This window comes from Streptomyces peucetius (genome assembly GCF_025854275.1).
In the GTDB taxonomy this organism is placed as follows: domain Bacteria; phylum Actinomycetota; class Actinomycetes; order Streptomycetales; family Streptomycetaceae; genus Streptomyces; species Streptomyces peucetius_A.
On record NZ_CP107567.1, the window covers coordinates 5547864 to 5567157 of the forward strand.

The 19294-nt window shown below is 67.1% G+C and carries 15 protein-coding genes and 1 pseudogene; 9 read left to right on the top strand and 7 right to left on the bottom strand.

What is annotated here, in order from left to right; all coding sequences use genetic code 11:
- The first annotated feature begins 30 nt into the window (after window positions 1–30).
- A pseudogene (locus tag OGH68_RS25585) lies at window positions 31–1097 on the top strand (M20/M25/M40 family metallo-hydrolase).
- A 474-nt stretch (window positions 1098–1571) separates the two neighbouring features.
- Here the strand turns inward: OGH68_RS25585 and OGH68_RS25595 are convergent.
- Both OGH68_RS25595 and OGH68_RS25600 read right to left on the bottom strand, forming a co-directional pair.
- Entirely contained in the window at window positions 1572–2309 is a 738-nt protein-coding gene (locus OGH68_RS25595; protein ID WP_264247313.1) for a Clp protease N-terminal domain-containing protein, read from the bottom strand.
- Window positions 2310–2665: 356 nt separating this feature from the next.
- Complete coding sequence (locus OGH68_RS25600) at window positions 2666–3208, bottom strand: low molecular weight phosphatase family protein (protein ID WP_264247314.1); 543 nt, start codon at window positions 3206–3208, stop codon at window positions 2666–2668.
- A 701-nt stretch (window positions 3209–3909) separates the two neighbouring features.
- Between OGH68_RS25600 and OGH68_RS25605 the strand changes: the two genes are divergently transcribed.
- On the top strand, window positions 3910–4266 hold the full coding sequence (locus OGH68_RS25605) for a hypothetical protein (protein WP_264247315.1): 357 nt from the start codon (window positions 3910–3912) through the stop codon (window positions 4264–4266).
- Between the two features lie 588 nt (window positions 4267–4854).
- Here the strand turns inward: OGH68_RS25605 and OGH68_RS25610 are convergent.
- The 3 genes from OGH68_RS25610 to OGH68_RS25620 all read right to left on the bottom strand — a co-directional run bounded on the left by OGH68_RS25610 (window position 4855) and on the right by OGH68_RS25620 (window position 8042).
- Window positions 4855–5832 (bottom strand): GDP-L-fucose synthase family protein, encoded by a 978-nt coding sequence (locus OGH68_RS25610; RefSeq protein ID WP_264247317.1) that lies wholly within the window; start codon window positions 5830–5832, stop codon window positions 4855–4857.
- Window positions 5833–5951: 119 nt separating this feature from the next.
- A complete protein-coding gene (locus tag OGH68_RS25615; RefSeq protein ID WP_264247318.1) occupies window positions 5952–6833 on the bottom strand; it encodes an FkbM family methyltransferase in 882 nt (293 codons plus the stop codon).
- A 117-nt stretch (window positions 6834–6950) separates the two neighbouring features.
- Window positions 6951–8042, bottom strand: a complete 1092-nt coding sequence (locus OGH68_RS25620) for a glycosyltransferase family 61 protein (protein WP_264247319.1) — start codon at window positions 8040–8042, stop codon at window positions 6951–6953.
- 226 nt (window positions 8043–8268) lie between these two features.
- On the opposite strand from OGH68_RS25620, the gene OGH68_RS25625 reads away from it, so the two are divergent.
- The 7 genes from OGH68_RS25625 to OGH68_RS25655 all read left to right on the top strand — a co-directional run bounded on the left by OGH68_RS25625 (window position 8269) and on the right by OGH68_RS25655 (window position 16320).
- Window positions 8269–9534: a nucleotide sugar dehydrogenase gene (locus tag OGH68_RS25625; RefSeq protein ID WP_264250291.1), complete on the top strand. Its 1266-nt coding sequence runs from the start codon at window positions 8269–8271 to the stop codon at window positions 9532–9534.
- A gap of 174 nt (window positions 9535–9708) precedes the next feature.
- The gene (locus OGH68_RS25630) at window positions 9709–10563 is read left to right on the top strand and encodes a glycosyltransferase family 2 protein (protein WP_264247321.1); all 855 of its coding nucleotides are present in this window, start codon (window positions 9709–9711) and stop codon (window positions 10561–10563) included.
- A 4-nt stretch (window positions 10564–10567) separates the two neighbouring features.
- A complete protein-coding gene (locus OGH68_RS25635; protein WP_264247322.1) occupies window positions 10568–11881 on the top strand; it encodes an O-antigen ligase family protein in 1314 nt (437 codons plus the stop codon).
- Entirely contained in the window at window positions 11824–12837 is a 1014-nt protein-coding gene (gene gmd / locus OGH68_RS25640; protein WP_264247323.1) for a GDP-mannose 4,6-dehydratase, read from the top strand. Before OGH68_RS25635 ends, gmd begins: the two co-directional genes overlap by 58 nt.
- Window positions 12838–12840: 3 nt before the next feature.
- Entirely contained in the window at window positions 12841–13737 is an 897-nt protein-coding gene (locus tag OGH68_RS25645) for an FkbM family methyltransferase (protein WP_264247324.1), read from the top strand.
- Window positions 13738–13772: 35 nt separating this feature from the next.
- Entirely contained in the window at window positions 13773–15218 is a 1446-nt protein-coding gene (locus OGH68_RS25650; protein ID WP_264247326.1) for an oligosaccharide flippase family protein, read from the top strand.
- A gap of 304 nt (window positions 15219–15522) precedes the next feature.
- Window positions 15523–16320: a class I SAM-dependent methyltransferase gene (locus tag OGH68_RS25655; RefSeq protein WP_264247328.1), complete on the top strand. Its 798-nt coding sequence runs from the start codon at window positions 15523–15525 to the stop codon at window positions 16318–16320.
- Between the two features lie 464 nt (window positions 16321–16784).
- Here OGH68_RS25655 and OGH68_RS25660 read toward each other — a convergent pair whose 3' ends face one another.
- Entirely contained in the window at window positions 16785–17984 is a 1200-nt protein-coding gene (locus tag OGH68_RS25660; RefSeq protein ID WP_319020242.1) for a glycosyltransferase family 4 protein, read from the bottom strand.
- A gap of 155 nt (window positions 17985–18139) precedes the next feature.
- Window positions 18140–19276 (bottom strand): glycosyltransferase, encoded by a 1137-nt coding sequence (locus OGH68_RS25665; RefSeq protein ID WP_264247330.1) that lies wholly within the window; start codon window positions 19274–19276, stop codon window positions 18140–18142.
- Window positions 19277–19294 lie beyond the last annotated feature (18 nt).

The window sequence follows — 19294 nt, forward strand, 5'->3', positions numbered from 1 at the left end:
GGCAAGACCGTAGGTGTGAGTGTCGACGCGATGCTCGAGGACCTCAGGACGCTCGTCGAGACCGAGTCTCCGTCGCGTGATCCGGACGCCTTGACGGCATCGGCCAAAGCTGTCGCCGCTGTCATCGAGAGCCGCCTCGGCGGGCAGGCCGTCCTCGTCGACAGCGAAGCGGGGCCGAACGTCCACTGGTCAGGTGGTGGCGATCCCAAGGTACTGATCCTTGGTCACCACGACACGGTGTTCCCGCTCGGCACCCTTGAACGCCGCCCTTTCATGGTCAAGGACGGGCATGCGACCGGCCCCGGCGTCTTCGACATGCTCGGCGGGCTGGTTCAGGCCGTTCATGGCCTGGCCGTGCTCGACGACCGGTCGGGCGTCGAGATCCTGGTGACCGCCGACGAAGAGGTCGGCTCACGCTCCTCGCGAGCCCTTCTCGAAGAACGAGCCATGGCCTGTGGCGCCGTACTCGTGCTTGAGGGCGCCGCTGAGGGCGGAGCGCTGAAGACCGGCCGTAAGGGCTGCGGCACGTTCCAGGTCTCCATCTCGGGCCGGGCGTCGCACGCGGGCCTCGAGCCCGCGGCCGGGGTCAACGCCCTGGTCGAAGCAGCACACCAAGTGCTGGACATCGCGGCGCTCGGGCGGCCCGACGTCGGCACGACCGTCACCCCGACCGTCGCGTCCGCAGGAACACTGGACAACGTCGTCCCCGCACAGGCGACCGTCGTCGTCGACGTGCGGGTCGAGTCGGCCGACGAGAAGGAACGTGTCGAAGCGGCCTTCGCGGCACTGGCCCCGCATCTCGACGAGGCGGAGATCGCAGTTGCGGGAGCCGACAGCCGGCCCCCGATGCCTGAGTCGGCGTCGGCCGGGCTCTTCAGCGAGGCCCAGCGACTGCTTCCCGGTATCGAAGGCACGGCAGTCGGCGGCGGAAGCGACGGCAACTTCACCGCCGCACTGGGGGTGCCGACCCTCGACGGCCTGGGAGGGTCGGGGGTGGTGCCCACGCCGACCACGAGTACCTGGTGATCGACGCCATGGCCGAGCGGGCGAACCTTGTCGCCGGACTGGTGAAGGCCGTGAGGGCTCAGAGGCCCTGACGAAAACCGCTGGAAGTGCCGGCCTGCACCTCCGTCGCCCGGTTCACAGCTACGCGGTCTTTGACGCGGTCGCCCACGCGAACCCGTCCGGGTCGGTGAACGGCCCGACCTCGCTGCCGATCGTGAGCCGGTGCGATCCGGTGCCGTCGGGAGAATCGCCGGCGACCTTGGCCAGGGTACGGCGCTTGTCCCAGCCGGCCGACGTCGTCCTCGCGGTACGACAGCCGTACCCGGACGGCGGCGCCCGGTACGTGCTCGGCCGCGTTGGTCAGGGACTTCTGGACGACGCCGAGCACGGCCCGGTCCGTCATCGGCGGCAGGGCAAACGGGGTGCCGCTCTCCTCCGTCAGTTCGACGGGAATGCCGGAGCCCCGCGCCCGTTCGACGAGCGCGGGGCCCCGGCGTTCTCCGCGCATGCCTCCACCTTGCAAACGGCCCCTGGTCAGAGCCGAAAGCGATGGCACGGCCGCCCGCTCACTTCTTCTGCGTGCCGAGGAAGGGGGCGAGCAGTTCGGTGATGTGCTGCTCGGTGGCCTCCTTGGTCAGGCCGAGGCCGGACAGCGGGCCGGTGCCGTTCTCCGCCTCCAGCAGGGCCAGCAGGATGTGCTCCGTGCCGATGTAGTTGTGGCCGAGGCGCAGGGCCTCACGGAAGGTGAGCTCGAGTGCCTTGCGGGCCCGGGCGTCGTACGGGATGAGCTCGGGCAGTTCCTCGGCCGGAGCCGGCAGCGCCGTGGTGACGGAGCCACGGACCATGTCGAGGGTCACGCCCTGCTCGGTGACCGCCTTGGCGGCGAGGCCGTCCGGCTCGGCCAGCAGCCCGAGGCCGAGATGTTCCGGACTCACCTGGGCGTTGCCGGCGGCGCGGGCCTCGTTCTGCGCGGCCATGACCACGTTCCGGGCGCGGTCGGTGAAGCGGCCGAAGCCCTGGCTGGGGTCGAGGTCGAGCGGCTGGTCGGATTCCTTGGTGACGAAGCGCTTCTGGACGGCCTGCTTGGATACGCCCATGGACCGGCCGATGTCGGTCCAGGAAGCCCCGGAACGCCGAGCCTGGTCGACGAAGTGGCCGATGAGGTGGTCGGCGATGTCGCCGAGGTGGTCGGCGGCGATGACCGCGTCGGAGAGCTGGTCGAGCGCGTCGGTGTGCGCCTTCTTGATGGCGTCGATCAGATCGTCGAGCCGGACGGGATGAGTCATGCGGACTGGATCTGTCATGCGACAACCCTAGGTTGACGATCCGATCGTCGTCAACCTTTGGTTGTCGCTCGGTCTGCTGGGCCACCAGGGAATCGCAGTCACGGACAGTCGGCAGCACCCTGCGCACTCCAGGGCGCGCGGCACTGGCTGCCCCAGGCCGGCGACCATCTGCTGGAAGTCCGCCTCGTGGGGCAGCGCCGTGCCGTCCGTACGCCGGCGGCGCTCCTCGTTAGACCGATCCGTCGGCCATTCGCTTTTTGGCGACCTGTCAGGCAGGTGTCTCCATTGGAGCGCCCCTCCCGGCATGACCGACCACCCCAGAACCATCGGCACCAGCCTGGGCCTTCGCCCCCCACGCGAAACGGCGGGGCCGGCTAGCCGGTCCGCATGGATGCGGCGATCTGCTCCACGATCTCCGCGATCTGAACCAGGCACTCCTGTACTTGTAGGGGAGGGGCGCCAAGAGGGTCGTTCACGTCTACGCCACCCGTGTGTGTCGACACGGCACCACGGCGAGCGGCCGCGCCCTGGACGAGGGTTGCAAACCGTGCGGCCGGATCCACGACGCCAGCGGCGTCCTCTCGGCGCACCAGCCCGGCGAATTCGCGGAAGGTGAATGCACGGGACAACGCACGCACAGGAGACAGCCGCACAGCAGCCTCACGATGTTCCGTCGCGGCGCCCAGCACCAGGTCCGCGTTTTCGACCATCTCCTTGGTCAGTCGGCGGGAGCCCGCCCCGCAGGGCTGCACGCCACGTCCGAGGAGGAAAGAGGCGACAGTTGCCGCCATCGGCATATCCGCGACAGCCCGTGTGCCGGCACTGCTCAAATGGATCACCTGCCGATGCTCGAAAAGTTGGTGCCTGAGCAGGCACTCGGCAAGCGGAGAGCGATAGAGGTTGCCGGTGCACACCACGAGTACACGGAACGGGGGCACACACGCTCCAGGAGGGGAGGAAGAGCAGACCAAGACGTGCGACGCGGTGCCAGTATTCACCCGGCACCTCCGTCGGGTGGGTACTTCGATGAGCGTTTCTTTCCCGGCTGTGCGTCTGTGTGTTCGCCGCCTGCGTCACCAGCCATGGTCGGGCCTTGACCGACCAGGAGATCTGCCGAAGTCCAGGGACGTCCGAACGGGAGCGGTGCCGGGCGGCAAAGATCCCTGATGGGCCGTTGACGGCTTCCTCGGCCCACGGTGGACCGCATGGCTCGCCACCTCCTCGAACGGAGTGTGCCGGCCCCAGCGCGTGCTTCGCCGAGGCGGTTGCCATCGAAAGCCCCGTATTGGCCGGCTTGGCTCCTCGTGTCGTGAGGGTGCTGGAGGCCGGTCCGGTGATCTACGTACGCCATACGGCGTCTTATCACCTGAAGACGCTTAACAGGTGCTATTCGGCGCCATCTATCCCGCATACCGTACTCGCGGGTCGGACCACGTCGTCGGCCTGATTCCACTTGAGGAGCGTGAATGCGATGACAGCGTCATCGAAGTGGCGTGCTGCCTTCGCGGCCACGGCAGCCTCTGCTGTCCTGGCCGCAGTCCCAGTCGTAGGTGCCCAACCTGCCCACGCCCAGCCGTATCCACCCGATGCCCCGAGCCTGACCCTCAGCGCCACCACCGTGGACGCAGGAGACGAGCTCAGCTTCACCGGAACCGGGTTCGATCCGAACGAGGGGGTGGGTGCATTCCTCCTCTCGAGACCGATCAAGCTGGGCTTCTTCACCGCCGACAGCGACGGCACGGTGGAGGGAACCGTCACCATCCCCAAGTGGACGGACCCGGGCGAGCACACCTTCCGTCTCAAGGGAAAGGAATCGAAGCTCAAGCTCTCAGCCGAGATCACCGTACGCTCGCACAAGCCTCACCTCGCCAACACCGGTGAGGACCGCTCGGGTCTTCTGATGGGCGGAGCCGCAGGGCTGCTCGTGCTCGGAGGCGGCGCGATGATGGCCGTCCGGCGACTGAATCGCGACTGACCTCCTGGTCTCATCAGGCAGCTCCGAAGCCTGTGGCAATACCGGCGGCCGACAGCCGATCTCCCGACACATGACCTCGCGTCGTCGTCGGGGCCCGGCTGTCGGCCGCTGCCGCGCTGGCCCTCACGGAAGGCCGCCGCGCGGCTCGACCCCCACCTGCGCAAGATGGCCGTCGCCAACCGAAACGCGGGCAGGCCGCATCCAAGCGCTACCGCAGGGCGAAGCGGCATGCTGCCGAGGCGCGCGGAAGAAGGCCCGTAGCGCATGGACATGGCCCGCAAGTGGGCCGAGCGCGAGAGCGGGCCCTGCAAACCGGGCCACCCACCCACTGCGTTGCTCAGGGCTGCCGAGGCGGCTTGCGGACAGCGGGCAGTCTCAACTGGATCTGTCCGTCGCAGGACAGGGACGCCGCCAAGGAGCGCCTCCTCAGAGGCTCCCCTTCCGACCGGCCGCCACTTGCCGGCACGGCTGCACACCGCGGTGCGCAGCCGAGGCAGGGCCGCAGTGTGTGCCGTAGACCTTCTGCGGATGCGTGCCGCGCGGGCCAATCGCCGCTGGCTCCTGAGTCGGCGCGGGCCGCGGAGCCCGTCAGTGCCTCAGCGTGCCCGACTCGAGGCTCTCCACGTACCACGCATATGTCTGGGCGATCCCTTCCCGCAGATCGATACGAGGAGTCCAGCCGAGGGCGGTGAGCCGGGACACGTCGAGGAGCTTGCGCGGCGTACCGTCCGGCTGGGTCGGATCCCACTCGATGCTCCCCCGGTACCCGACCACATCCGCCACGAGTGCCGCCAGTTCCCGGATGCTCAGATCCGTGCCGGTGCCGACGTTGACCGGGCTGTCCGCGTCGTAGCTTTCCAACAGGTGCAGGCACGCCCGGGCCAGATCGTCCACATGGAGGAACTCCCGACAAGGCGCGCCGCTGCCCCAGTTCACCACCCGTCGCACACCCGACACCTTCGCCTCGTGGAAGCGCCGGATCAGGGACGGCAGCACATGGGAGTGCTCCGGGTGGAAGTTGTCACCGGGCCCGTACAGATTGGTGGGCATGGCGGAGATCCAGGGCAGACCGTACTGGCGTCGTACCGCCTGTACCTGCAGGATGCCGGCGATCTTGGCGATGGCGTAGGCGTCGTTGGTCGGCTCCAGAGGACCCGTCAACAGCGCCTGCTCGCGGATGGGCTGCTCGGCGAACTTCGGGTAGATGCAGCTGGACCCCAGGAACAGCAGCCGCTCCGTGCCGTGCTTCAGGGCGGCGTCCAGCACGTTCACCTGGATACGGAGATTGTCGGAGAGGAACTCGGCGGGCCGGGTGGCGTTCGCCTTGATCCCCCCCACCCGCGCGGCCGCGAGCACGACCACGTCGGGTCGCACGGCCGCGAACCAGTCGAGGACTGCACCGCGCTCGCGCAGATCCAACTCCGCCGACCCGGGACCGACCAGGTCGGTGAATCCCTCCCGCGCCAGGTGCCGCCATACCGCTGATCCGACGAGCCCCCTCCTCCCCGCAACGAGTACGCGTGCCGAGCGGTCGAGGGGGCGGTGGTCGTATCTGTCCGTTGCCACTCCACAGACGGTCGGCGCCGAAGCGTGAGTGGCGTCACTGCCGGCGTTCGTGCAGGTTGACATGGGAGTCGCTCCTTCAACGAGGGCCACGGGTGAGATCGGGCCTGGAACGCACGAAGTCAGCACGTGCTTCCGGACCGCCCTGCGGCCAATGCGTCCCGGGTGAAGAGGAAATTCACATAGCGCGCCGGTGGAACGAAGCCCGCCGTCACGGGTGCAGGCCCCCTGCTGCCGAGATGCTGAATGTGACGGTAGCCCAGGTCGAACGCGGTCTCCCGGACCTTGCTCAAGGCTGCCTCGTCGAGGCACTCCGCGATGATGGCGGGGTGGTGGACGCGAATGCTCTTCTCCAGGCCGCGCAGCACCTGCGGTTCGAGTCCCTCCACGTCGATCTTGATGAGGTCGACCGCACGGCCGTCGAGTACCTCGTCCCCCGTGGTGACCTCCACGTCGGCGATGCTTTGCGCGGGCCACCTGTCCAGCAGCGAGGCTTTCGTCGCGTTGGCGGGGATCTTCAGCCGGGTGCGCCCAGGTGTATCCGAGAGTGCCTTGTCGATGACGGTGACACGGCTCTCGAACCGGTTGGCCCGGATGTTGCGGTTCAGCATGCGGGTTGCGGCCGGGTTGGGTTCAATGGCCAGAGCCTCCAGGTGCGGGTTGGCCCTGCAGGCGAGGAGCGTGTAGATGCCGGAAAAGGCACCGATGTCGACGAACCGGCGTGCGGTGCGGGCGAGTTGGTACACGAGCGGGTGGGTGGTCTCCTCCCAGTGCCGCATGTTGGTCCAGATCAGGCCCCGGGCAAGGATGTCCGCGTCGCTGCTGACGTAGCGGAAGGTGCGTCCGTCGGGGGCTCGTAGGCTCCATTCTCCCGTCGGATGCAGGCGTCTCCACACCGCGCGGGGCACTACGCCGCGCAGAGCCGCGGCCCGAACAGCCCGCTGGCAGCCCGGAACGCGGAGGAAGAGGTCGCGTGTGCTGGTCAAGATGTCTTTGGAGGGCACGGGCGGCAGCATAATCAGGGCATATGGCGCAAGGTTCGCCTGTGAGGTGTGTTGCTGCGCGGGGCGGCCGAATTCACTCCGGCGCCGGACTCCGGCACCCGACCGTTGTGGCACAGCTCAGCACCCGGCGCCCGCCCCCTCGTTCACGAGCGCGTCGAGCCGATCCAGTGGTGCGACGGGCGAAGCGACGACGTAGTCGTAGTCGATGCCGAGGTTGCGGCTCAAGCGGGCATAGCAGTCGTTGAACCACGAGTCAGGAAAAATCTCGATCACATGCTCGGCCCGCTGAGCCCACACCAGGTTGGCCAGACCGGCTCCGTGCGGAGCAATGACCGTACGGGCGCCGGCGAACAGCCCTCGCTGCTCCTCGAAGGACAGGTCCTGGGCGTACACCACTGTGACTCCCGCCTGCCGCATCGCGCGCTCGACCTCTGCCTCGTTTGACAATGCTCGCTTGGAATCCTTCAAGCGGCTTACGTAGACGGCGTCGACGTCGGCGGGGTCCGCAGGAAAGGCGGCGCGCAATCGGTCGATCTCAGCACGTTGAACGAAGCCGGACATGGGCTCGACGGCGGCGAGGACGCACGAGTCGACGTGTGCGATGTCGTCCAGGCGAACGATTCTGGAGGGTCCGACCAGGTGTTCCGCAGCCGCCAGTACATGGGCCGGCACGCTCCTCGGCATCAAGAGCAGCGCCTCAGGCTCGACACTGAGGGCGAAGACGGCGGCGGGGAGTACCTCGAGCAGCCAGTGGTAGTAGCCCGTCGGCGCGAAGGCGATGACGGGACGACCAGCGAGTCGCCTGACCGGGAGCAACGGTTCGTGGCGGACGTCGCCCCAGCCCAGCGACCGGATGAGGGATCCGTAGCTCTCTTCCAGGACGGGGCCGCCGGGCAGCCAGATGAGGCCGCTGTGCGGGCTGAGCAGCACGTCGTGAAGTCGGTACGCATGGCGCTCGTCGAACGCCTTGGACCGGCGGAACCGCGGTGGGAAGCCGACGGGGAAGTCGTAGCGCTCGACCACGGCCTCGGTCCTGGTGAAGGACTCGCTCACATGCCTGGCGATCCTGGGCTCGTGCATACGTTCCGCGATCGAGCGCACGTAGACCCGCGGCATTCCTCCTGAGACCGGTCCGAGCAAAGCCTGGCTGGCGGTCCTTGCCATCAGAACTCTGCCGCGGGCTGTCAGTTCGCGCAGCTTCGGCGTCATACCCCGGAACGTAAGACCGGGCAGCTGGTGCTCTTCGGTTACGCGCCCACCATCAGGCGCGTATTCACCCATTGCGCCGGTGCCGTTCGGCGCCGGTTACGGAATCAGAGTGATCCCCCGGCAGACACATGGGGAGAAGGGAAGTCGTAGCGGGCCGGGCATGCGACGTTGGGATCGTGATACTCCATTCTGAAAATCCGGGGTGGTAAGTGTGGGTCCTCCCCCAATCCGGGACCAGCGCAAGCTGATCGTCGTCGGTCAGGGATACGTAGGTCTCCCGCTGGCCATGCGCGCGGTGGAAGCGGGATTCTCCGTCATCGGCGTGGACACGGACGAGTTCCGGGTCAAGCGTCTGGCGTCCGGCGATTCGTACATCGAGGGAGTCAGCAATACGCGCTTGATCACGGCTCTGGACAGTGGCCGCTACAAGGTGACCACCGACTACGACGAAATCTCCGACTTCGACGTCTGCGCGATCACCGTGCCGACGCCGCTGCGTGAGGGCGTGCCGGATCTGAGCTTCGTGGAATGTGCCGCCCGGAGCATCGCCTCTCATGTCACCCCTGGCGCCACCGTTGTTCTGGAGTCGACCACCTACCCCGGCACCACGGAGAGTCTGCTGCGGCCATTGCTGGAGAACGGCAGCGGACTGAAGGCCGGTGCGGGATTCCACCTCGGCTACAGCCCCGAGCGTATCGACCCGGGCAATCCACAGTGGCAGCTGGAGAACACTCCCAAGGTGATCTCCGGGATCGACCCGGCGTCACTGCAGGACATCGAGCGTTTCTACGCACGCATCGTCGAGCGCACCGTGCCCGTGTCCTCCTGCCGTACCGCGGAGCTGACCAAGCTGCTGGAGAACACCTTCCGTCACGTCAACATCGCCTTGGTCAACGAGATGGCGACGTTGTCGAGGGGGCTCGGAGCGGACATCTGGGAAGCCATCGAGGCCGCCGACACCAAGCCTTTCGGCTTCATGGCGTTCAGGCCGGGCCCCGGTGTGGGCGGGCACTGCTTGCCGGTGGACCCGTCCTATCTCTCCTGGCAGGTCAAGCGGCTGCTGAAGCAGAGTGTCCGGTTCATCGCGCTGGCGAACGAGATCAATGATCGTATGCCGGACCACGTCGTCTGGCGAATCAGCCGGGGCCTGAACGAACGCGGCAAGTCGGTCAATGGCTCGCGGGTCCTGCAACTGGGCCTGGCCTACAAGAAGAACACCGGCGACATCCGCGAGTCACCGTCCATCATGCTCGCCCGGTCACTGCAAAACCTCGGCGCCCGGGTCGTGGCGGTGGAACCACACACCGACTCCTATCTTCTTCCCCCGGACATCGTCTGCGTGGAACTGACCGAAGCCGAAGTCCGGGCGGCCGACGTGGTCGTCGTGGCAACAGATCACGATGAATTCGACTATGCGCTCGTCGAGCAGGCCGGGGCGTACATTTTCGATACCCGCAACCGCTGTCGGGCGGAACAGGTCGAGGTCCTGTGACCCCGCCTTCATGTGCCCAGTGCGTTGTGATCGGAAAACAAGGGGCGGGTCCGCCGGTCATCCTCCTCGGCGCCGTCACGTGGTCGAGCTCGTTCGGATCAGCGCGCGGCCTGGTTGAGGACTTACGGGCGATTCACCCCGTAAGGATGAGGCCTTCCAGTTGAGGAGTCTCACGTGCCACCAGTCCGCATCGCGGTGCTGATGACCAGTCACAACCGCCAGGAGAAAACCCTCGCCGCACTCGCCGCGCTCGCCGAACAGCGCGGGCTGCCGGAGGACACCACGGTACGCACCTACCTGGTGGACGCCGGCAGCACCGACGGCACACCCGAGGCGATTCGCGCTGCCCACCCCGAGGTGCAGGTCACCACGGTCGGCCCTGACATCTACTGGAGCCACGGTATGCGGATCGCGAGCCGCAACAGTCGGCGAAGCGGCGAACCGGCCTGGGACTACCAGCTCTGGCTCAACGACGATGTGACGCTGGATGGCGACGCCCTCACCGTGCTGCTCGGCACCGCACACGCGGTCGGCCCCGGCAACGTCGTGGTCGGCGCCGTGCGTGCGTCGGCCGATGACCGCACCACGTACTCGGGACGCCGCGGCCGTGCACTCGCGCTGGTCGAGCCCACCGGTCGCCCCGAGCGCTGTGACACGTACAACGGCAACGTGGTGCTGTTGCCCAGGGCGGTGTGTGAACGGGTCGGCGACATCGACGAGGTCTTCCAGCACGGCATCGGCGACTACGATCACGGATTCCGCGTCCGCCAGGCCGGTATCGCCGCCTATGTGACGCCCTGTCATGTCGGCATCTGTGACCGCAACCCACCGCACACCGGGTCTCGAGAACCGGGCATCGGTGTGCGCGAGGCGCTGCGCCGGATCACCTCGCAGCGTGAACTGCCGCCCCGTCAATGGTGGGTCTACTGCCTGCGGCACGGCTGGCCGCGGGCCCCGCTGCTGATGTTCTCGCCCTATGTGAAGACCGCGGCGCGAGCCTCCTTCCGTCGCTTTCCCGCAGGGAGGTGATCCCTTGCTACTCGATCCGACGACACTGCTGCTCGGCTGCGCCGCGCTCATCGGCTGCGCGGCACTCACCGCAAGCTTCGTCCGCTGGCCCGTCTGGGGAATCGGCCTGTATATCGCCGTCCAGCTCTGGCAGACGCAACAGAACGTGCGTCAGTCACTCCCGGGCGCGGGCCTGAATCTGTTGCCCACTGATGTGCTGACCGTGTGTCTGCTGTTCGCTGCCCTCATCATGCTCAGGGGGCGATGGCGCGGCGCCCCGGCCCTGCTTCTCGCCCTGTTGGTACTCACCGGCTACGCACTGATCCGCGGGTTCGGGGTCTTCGGTATCCAGGCGGCGGGCAATGAAGCCCGAACCAACTTCATTCAGCTCCTCTGCGCCGCACTCTTCGTCGCCGTCCTCTCCACCCGTCTGAACCTGGTGCGCGCGGTCACCCACATCTGGGTGCTGGCAGCCTGTGCTCTGTCATGCCTTGCTCTGCTGGGCTGGCTGAACGTCGGTATCGGCTCCAACTCCGACCAGATCATGGTCGACGGAGTGCTCACCAACGCCCGCCCGGTAAGTGCTGCTCAAACACTGGTCATCGGCCAGGCGGCCATGATGCTGCTGTGTGGTCGTGGCTCCGCGCGGGTCAGGGCGCTGGCTTCGTTGCTCCTGGTGGTTGTCATTCTGGCCCAGCACCGCACCATCTGGCTGGCCGTGGGCATCATGATCACGGGCTGGCTGCTGTCCCGCCACCGGCAGACGGGATCCCGTGCTGCGGCACTGGCCGTTCTGGGCTCGCTCGGCATGCTCTCCATGCTGGCCGTTTCGTGGGGAGCCGCCGGCGGGGTCACCTCAAAACTCACCGCCTCCAGTGAAGACGATCGAACGCTGGTGTGGCGGATGGAGGGCTGGCACGCTCTGCTGCCGCGGCTCAAAGAGGTGCCGGACTGGCTAATGGGTCTGCCCTTCGGATCCGGGTACGACCGCGTGATCAACGGAGTATTCGTCGCTGTGTCGCCCCACAACTACTACCTGGAGGTCTTGCTGCGTCTCGGCCTCCTCGGCGTTGCGGTACTCCTCCTGGTGTATGCCACGGCATGGCGCGCGGCAGGAGCGGACAGTGAGCACAAACTGATGCTCCGGCTGCTCATCTGTAGCCAGTTGGTCTACATGATCACCTACTCCCTTACTCCCGAACAGGCCGTGATCCTCGGTCTGTTGACGGCCTGCGCACAGCGGCGCGGCGCCTGTCGTCCCCCCACCATCGAGGAGTCGCCATGTCTGACAAAACCGCACTCATCACCGGCATCACCGGCCAGGACGGCTCGTATCTAGCCGAGCTCCTGCTCTCCAAGGGCTATCTGGTGCACGGCCTCATCCGCCGCTCCTCCACCTTCACCACCCAGCGGATCGACCACCTCTACCAGGACCCGCACGAGCCCGACGCCCGCCTCCGGCTGCACTACGGAGATCTGGCCGACGGCTCCCGCATCGCTGCCCTGCTGGAGGGCATCCAGCCCGACGAGGTCTACCACCTGGCCGCCCAGTCGCACGTCCGGGTCTCCTTCGACGAACCCGAGTTCACCGGGACCACCACGGGCCTGGGCACCACCCGTCTCCTCGAAGCCATCCGGATGACCGGGCTGCCGTGCCGCTTCTACCAGGCCTCCAGTTCCGAGATGTTCGGGACGACCGCGCCCCCGCAGTCGGAGTCGTCGGTCTTCCACCCGCGCTCGCCGTACGCCGCCGCCAAGGTGTACGCGTACTGGATCACCCGCAACTACCGTGAGGCGTACGGCGTCCACGCCGTCAACGGAATCCTCTTCAACCATGAGTCCCCGCGCCGCGGCGAGACCTTCGTGACCCGCAAGATCGCCCGCGCCGCGGCCCGCATCGCCCGCGGCGAGCAGGACGCCCTCCATCTCGGCAATCTGGAGGCCCGTCGGGACTGGGGCTACGCGCCCGAGTACGTCGACGCGATGTGGCGCATGCTCCAGCAGGACGAGCCCGGCGACTTCGTGGTCGCCACCGGCACCAGCTACAGCGTGCGCGACTTCCTGACATTCTGCTTCGAGCACGCGGGCCTCGACTGGGAGAAGCACATCCGCTTCGACGAGCGCTATCTGCGCCCTTCCGAAGTCCCCGATCTGGTCGGTGACGCCTCCAAGGCCGAACGTGAACTGGGCTGGAAGGCCACCGTGCACGCTCCGGAACTGGCCCGGATCATGGTCGACGCCGAGTTGGCTGCCGTCCCGGCTCCGGCTCGCGAGCGTTCGCTGACGGGAGCCTGAGCGATGACCACCGCCGCCGTCCAGCAGCTGAGCCATGTCAAGCCCGTGCTGCGCGGTGCCCGTGACCTGTTGATGCGCTCGCGTACCTTTCAGCGGGCGGTACGGGGCGGAACCGTACGCGGCCATGTGCCGCTCACCGTCTGGCGGCACTTGCACCCCACCGGCGTCTGGAAGGTGCACGCACCCGACGGCAGCACATTCCACTACCACTGCGACCCGGACGACGTACTCGCCGGGCCGGTGGTCTGGACGGATCTGCGGCTGTGGGAGGAGGCCACCCATCCGCTCTTCTACCGGCTCGCCCGCACCGCGCGCGGGTTCCTGGACGTCGGGGCCTATGCCGGCCTCTACACCCTGCTGGCCTGTCAGGCCAACCCGCGGCTGCACGCCGTCGCGGTCGAACCGAACCCCGTCGTGGTCCGGATGCTCCGCCGCAATCTCGACGTCAACGGTTTTGGACCCAGGGTGCACGTCATTGACAAGGCCCTCTCAGAGGCACCGGGCCGGGCGCGGCTGACCGTGCCGGAGCGCATCACCACGGCCACCCTGCGCGACGGAGCCCACGCCCCCGGGCGCAGCAGCGTCGACGTGGAAGTGACCACGGCGGACCTCGCGGTCGGCGACAGGCCCGTCGACCTGGTGAAGATCGATGTGGAAGGTCTCGAACCGGACGTGCTGCGTGGCATGTCCCGGATTCTGGCCGCCCACCGTCCGACCGTGATCGCCGAGTGCCTCGACCGGGCAGCCCTGGAACGGCTGCGCTCCACGGCCGCCGAGTTCGGCTACCACCGTGTCCACCACCTCACTCCGCATGGACCCGTCGCCGTACCACCCGGTTTCGTCCCTCCCCAGCGCCACCAGAACTTCCTGCTGACGACGCCCCCCTTCCCCCCTTCATGACCGATGCTCCGAAAACCGCAGGTCGCGTCCGGTCAGTGCTCAGCTGGAGCTACGGCGGCGCTGCCGTAGCCGTGGTTCTCCAGCTCGGCTACACCGCCTGGACCGCGCGCGTGGCGCCGCACAGCGCCTTCGGCGCCTACGCGATCGCCCTCACGGTGACGCAGTTGCCCGGGCTGATCGCCACGGCCGGTCTGGCGACCTGCGTCCTGCGTGCCGAGCGACTCAGCCGCGCACTCCTCCGCTCCGCGCTCCGGCTCTCCATGCTGACCGGCGTGGCCTGCTGGGTGGTCGTCGAGGTCGCTGCCCCATGGTGTGCGGTGCTGTGGGACATGCCCGAACTGACGGTGCTTCTCAGGCTGTTGGGTTGCCAGTATCTGGTGGCGCCGACAGGTTGCGTGCTGTTGGCCGCACTGCGCCGGGCCGGCCTGCCCGGCTACGCAACGGTCGCCGAGCTCACCGGGCAGGTGGCAGGCTGCGTGGTCGCTGCCGTCGTACTCACCCGCACCGGTTCTCCGGCCGCCCTTGGCCTGGCACTTCCGGTCGCGGCGTTCATCACCTTCGGAATCTCCGTGAGCGGATCGGCGGCGAAGCTCGTTCTGGCGAGGGACTCGGGCGCTCCATCCGGTTCTCTGCTGGGGCTGTCCGGGTTCCTCACCGGCTTCGCGCTGCTGCGCACCCTGGGGGCCAGCGCTCCGCTGTGGGTGGCGGGCCGATTGCTCGGTCCCGGCACGGCCGGGCTTTGGTCCCGCGCCCAGATGCTGTCCGACGTACCGGTGAACATCCTGCTCAGGGGCCTCAATCAGGCGGCTGTACCGTTGCTCGCCGACCGCCGCAGCCAGGGACTGCCACTGACCCGGCCCGCGCAGCATCTGCTGTATGCCGCTTCTGCGGGCTTCGTCGCCTTCGGTGCTTTGGCCGGCGCCGGACCCGCTGCGCTCACCCTGCTGCTCGGACCCGGCTGGGAAGGGGCCGTAGCGCTGGTGCCCGCATTCGCCGCGTGGGCTGCACTGCAGGTCGTATATGCAGCCGGGTGTTCGCTGGATCTTGCCCGTGGGGCCCGACGCGACCTCATCCGCGCGCAGCTGGTTCTGCTCGTCGTCACTGGAGTGGGGCTCATCGGCGCCGTCGGCTGGCGTGAGCCACTGCCGTTCATCGTGACCGGGGTGGCTGGGCTGGCCGTCGGCCACGTCGCCCAGTTGGTCCGCTGGCACAGAACCGACACGCTTGACGCCGGCGGCGTGGGCCGCGCCCATCTCACGCACTTTGCGGCCGGGGCCATTCTTGCTGTGGCCGGCAACTGGGGCGACCGCGCGCTGGGCGGTTTGCCCGGCGCGGTGCTCGCCATGTCTCCGGTGCTGCTGGGGGGTCTGTTACTGCGCGGTCGGTTGCCGGCCTACCAGGCAGCCGCCGAGATCGGACTGCTGCGCCGCCCAGGTCGCAGAGTGAAACAATCCGCGACCGTTCCGGTTCCCCGGCCGTGAGGGGAGCCCTGCAAGAATGATGCGGCCCTTGACGTCAGTCGCAGCAGCCGTCCTCATCCTGGAGCGACAGCGCCCGAAAGAGTCGGTGACTCGTATGGCAATCGGAGCCTCCCGCCCAAGGAAGCGACACCATGCGGAATCAGGTGCGATTTCACCGAGGCATCGCTTGAGAATGAGTGGGGGATGCCCAGAGGTTCCCATGCCTCACCCTATTTCCTGTGCAACACCCCAGAGGTTCTCATCTGCTCGACGACACTGCCGTGATATGACAAAGGTCCGACCGAGCGGCCGACAGGGAGAGCAAGTGGCGGCGAAGCTGGCTACCGAACTTGAATCGTTCCGGAGCATTTGGAAGGGAGGGTTTTTCGGGGCAGACCCGCTCGAACCACTGGACTCCCTGTACGGGCTGTGGGGCTACACATCGATGCAGCACGCCATTTACCTGGCCTGCATCAAGCCGTACATCAACAGCAAGACCAGTGCCGTGGAGATCGGCCCTGGGCGGGGAGCCTGGACGCGTGCCATGGTCGGTGCCGGCGAGGTCACCTGCCTGGATGCCCTCTCGGCCGAGCACAACGGCTTCTGGCAATACGTCGGCCGGCGCGAGAACCTTCGGTACTTCAAGGTCGAGGACTTCAGCTGCAGCATGCTGGCCGACGACAGCGTCGATTACCTGTTCAGTTTCGACGCGCTGTGCCACGTCAGTTTCGACGGTATCTCCGCTTATATGGCCAGCCTCTTTCCGAAGTTCCGGTCAGGGGCACATGGCTTCATCATGGTGGCGGACTACGCCAAGTACAACAGCTTCGTGGAGAACCTACCCCGTTTCGACGTGACGCGGACTCTGCTGGCGAAGAACAGTGGGCAGTTGAAGCAGCGCCTGGTCGACGTCTACCTGCTGCCGCTGCAGACACGCGCCCGCAACCGAGCTCCCTGGCGCCCCCTGAATCTCTCGGAGGACGACGTGGCACGTCCGGGCCGGTGGTACAACGCAGGCGGCACGCGCACCTGCGAACTCCTGGAGAAGTTGGGCTACGAGGTTCTGGATCCGGACATGGAACTGGACTACCGCAGCCCGGTCATTCACTTCCGCAAGCGATGACAGCAGTTTGAGGAAGGCCCAAGGACGGGCCAGGAATCAGTGCGGGGTGGTCAACCGAACTGCTCCTCGTTGACGCCGTTGTCCGGCCCTGGGGGAAATGGTCCCCCTCACGCTGCCGCCACACCGGCTTGCCGCGGCGGTCTCGTCCGTGCCGGCCGCTTCGGCAAAGGCGGGCTCGTCGGGCGACGCCCCGGCGGCGTACGCCTCGAGGGCCCGCAGCATCGTGGTCCACGGTGCTCCCAGATCGCCGTCGGCCTGCACGACGGTGCATCCGCCATCGGCCATCGTCCGCCCCAGATGCCTTCATAGCGCCGCCACTTGGGACGGAGGTGACGGCGCCGCGGGCCGGGCATGCACGCGCGGCCGGATCGGCCGTCCATACATGTACCGCCAGCCGCTGTTCACCCTCGGCCGGCAGACATCATTTCCAACCAGCAGGCCAGCCGGGGCTCGGCACCGGAGCGCTAATTGGGCTGGCCGGGCAGCACCCGCAAGGCTGAAGCACGTCGGGCAACCTGTTCGTACTCGGCTTCGTAGGCTGGTACGACGTTGGGCCAGGCGAAGAGCCGAGCCCGCGCAAGAGCCTGTTGGCTCAGCTGGGCACGGAGGTCGGCGTTCTTCGCCAGCCGCACAACGCCCTGGGAGATCGACTTGGGTCGACGCACGTCGACCAACTCGCCGGCGCGGCCGAGATCGAGGAGCCAGGGCACCGCTCCCGAGGAGCGGCCAGCCACTACCGGCAGTCCTCGTGCCATGGCTTCGAGCACGGTCATCCCGAAGGATTCTTCGAGAGTGGGTGCCACAAAGACATCTGCGGTGTCCATGGCGGCGAGCACTTGCTCTGCCGGCATAGCGCCGACGAAGGTTACTCCGTCAGCCAGTCCATGGCTGAGTGCCCAGCGTTCAGCCTGACCTCCGGGGCCGTGTCCGCCGCCGATCAGCGTCAGTTCGACATCCCCCAGCTCATCACGAATGGCAGGAAAGGCGCGCAGGAGGGCGCTTGTGTTCTTGCCCTTCGAAAATCCGGAGCTCACCGACAACAGGTGTCGAACAGGCTGATGCGTCCTTGGCGGCTCGAGTCTGAACGCAGAAGTGGGGAGGCCGTTTGGCACCACGGTGGTCCTGCCTCGGCACCATCGCCGCAATCGATCACCGATGTAGGGCGAGACCGCCGTGAGGTGTCTCGCTTTCGCCAGACATCGGCCTTGCATGGCGAGCCGCACCATCCGATAGGCGTCCGGCTGGTGTCTCAGGATGGCGGGCGCCCAGTCACGTACAGTGACCAACGCGGGATGCCGTCCTGACAGAGCTCCCAACGCGAACTCATATGTCCAATGGGCGTGCACCACGTCGACATCTACCGAGTCGAGTAGTGTGCGAACGGCCTCGCGTTCCCGCCGGAAGGCGTCTCTGGCGCGGTGCCGATGGCGGTAGGGGCCGGTCAGGACATCGACGGTACCGATGCGTGAGTGCACAGGTCTGTCGATTTCGAGACTCAGCGTCACCAGGGTCACGTCATGACCTCGTGACGCAAGCTCCGCGACCATTGCTGCTGTGCCGGGTCCTCCCAGACCTTTGGGTGTGGTCTGCTCCGTGGACTGGTCGAGCAGACGTGCAAGCCGCGGTAGATCAACCGGCGCAGCGATAGCTACTCGCATGGCCATCCTTCCTGGTTGTTGGGCGCTGCTCACACGGGACCTGATACGTGAATGATGCGAGCGAATGCCCCGTTGGCCCGGACCTTGGTGCGGGGCGAGGAGAAGGACGTGCCCCGGTCCCGGGATCGTGCAGCGCGCGCCGGCTGCATGTCATCAACACGTCAACGGTGGCCATGGGCACTCCCAGGACGCACCAGGCGATGATAGATCTCGGCGTAGTCGGCTACGCCCCGCTGCAGGCTAAATCGATCCCCAAATGATTGATCCGCACCCATAGGAGGCCCGCTCCTGCAGAAATGTTCAGCCTTCTCGATGGCGGCGGAAAGCTGCGCGGGGCCGGTGTCGGTCAACCATGCAGCCGGGCTGGCTCCTGCTACATCCCTGAGTCCGGGAACATCTGCGAGCACCAACGGCAGACCGGTCATGAGCGCTTCGACAGCAGCCAGCCCGAGTCCCTCGTACGCGGAGGTCATGACAAACACATCTGCGGCGTGCAATGCCTGCAAAGGATGCCTGTTTCCCAGGAATTGTACTTGGCGTGAGATGCCCAACTGTTCGGCGAGGCGTCGCTCCTTGCCGGTTCCGTCCTCATCTCCCACGTGGAGGTACACCAAGTCCGGCAACCCGGAGATTTGAGCGACCGCTTCCAGGATCGCCTCATGGCGCTTGACCGGCCCGCAATTCCCGACGCTGACCACCACGAAGTCGTGGTCGTGAAGGTTCAGGGCTTGCCGGGCCTGGTTCCGCTGATGCCTTGTCGGGGGTGTGAACTCCTTGCTGCACCAGTTCTCAATGACCTGGGACGGGTTCCCGAAACGACGCTTCTCATTGTCGGTCACCCCATGGCTCACGCCTACGTGAACGACGCCCATGCGGCGAAGGACCTGGCGCTGCAGCTTTCGCTGTGTACGCAGCATGCCGCCGAATCCGAAGACGCTGTGCACCGTGCGGACGACCCCTGCTCCAGCGCTGAGGGCCGCGAGGCCGAAGTAGAAGCTGGCTCGCTCGGGGTGCAGGTGAACCACGTCGTAGCCGCCGTCGCGCACCCGGCGGGCGAGCCGTGGCGGTACACGGAACAGCTGTCGGTCCGGCTCGTGGAGCACCCTGTAGCCGACATCTCGTAGGTCGGCCGCGAAGGGGCCGGGCTCGGGCCCCACAGCAAGCACGTCCACCTCGATGCCGTGATGCTTCCACTGCCCGGCGGCCGTATGGAGCATCACCTCGGCTCCCGAGGCCCGCAGTCGGTTCAGAACGTGCAGAACGTGAACATTCCTGCGCCCATATCGGCCGTGTTCCATTCGGGACCTCCGTTGGGT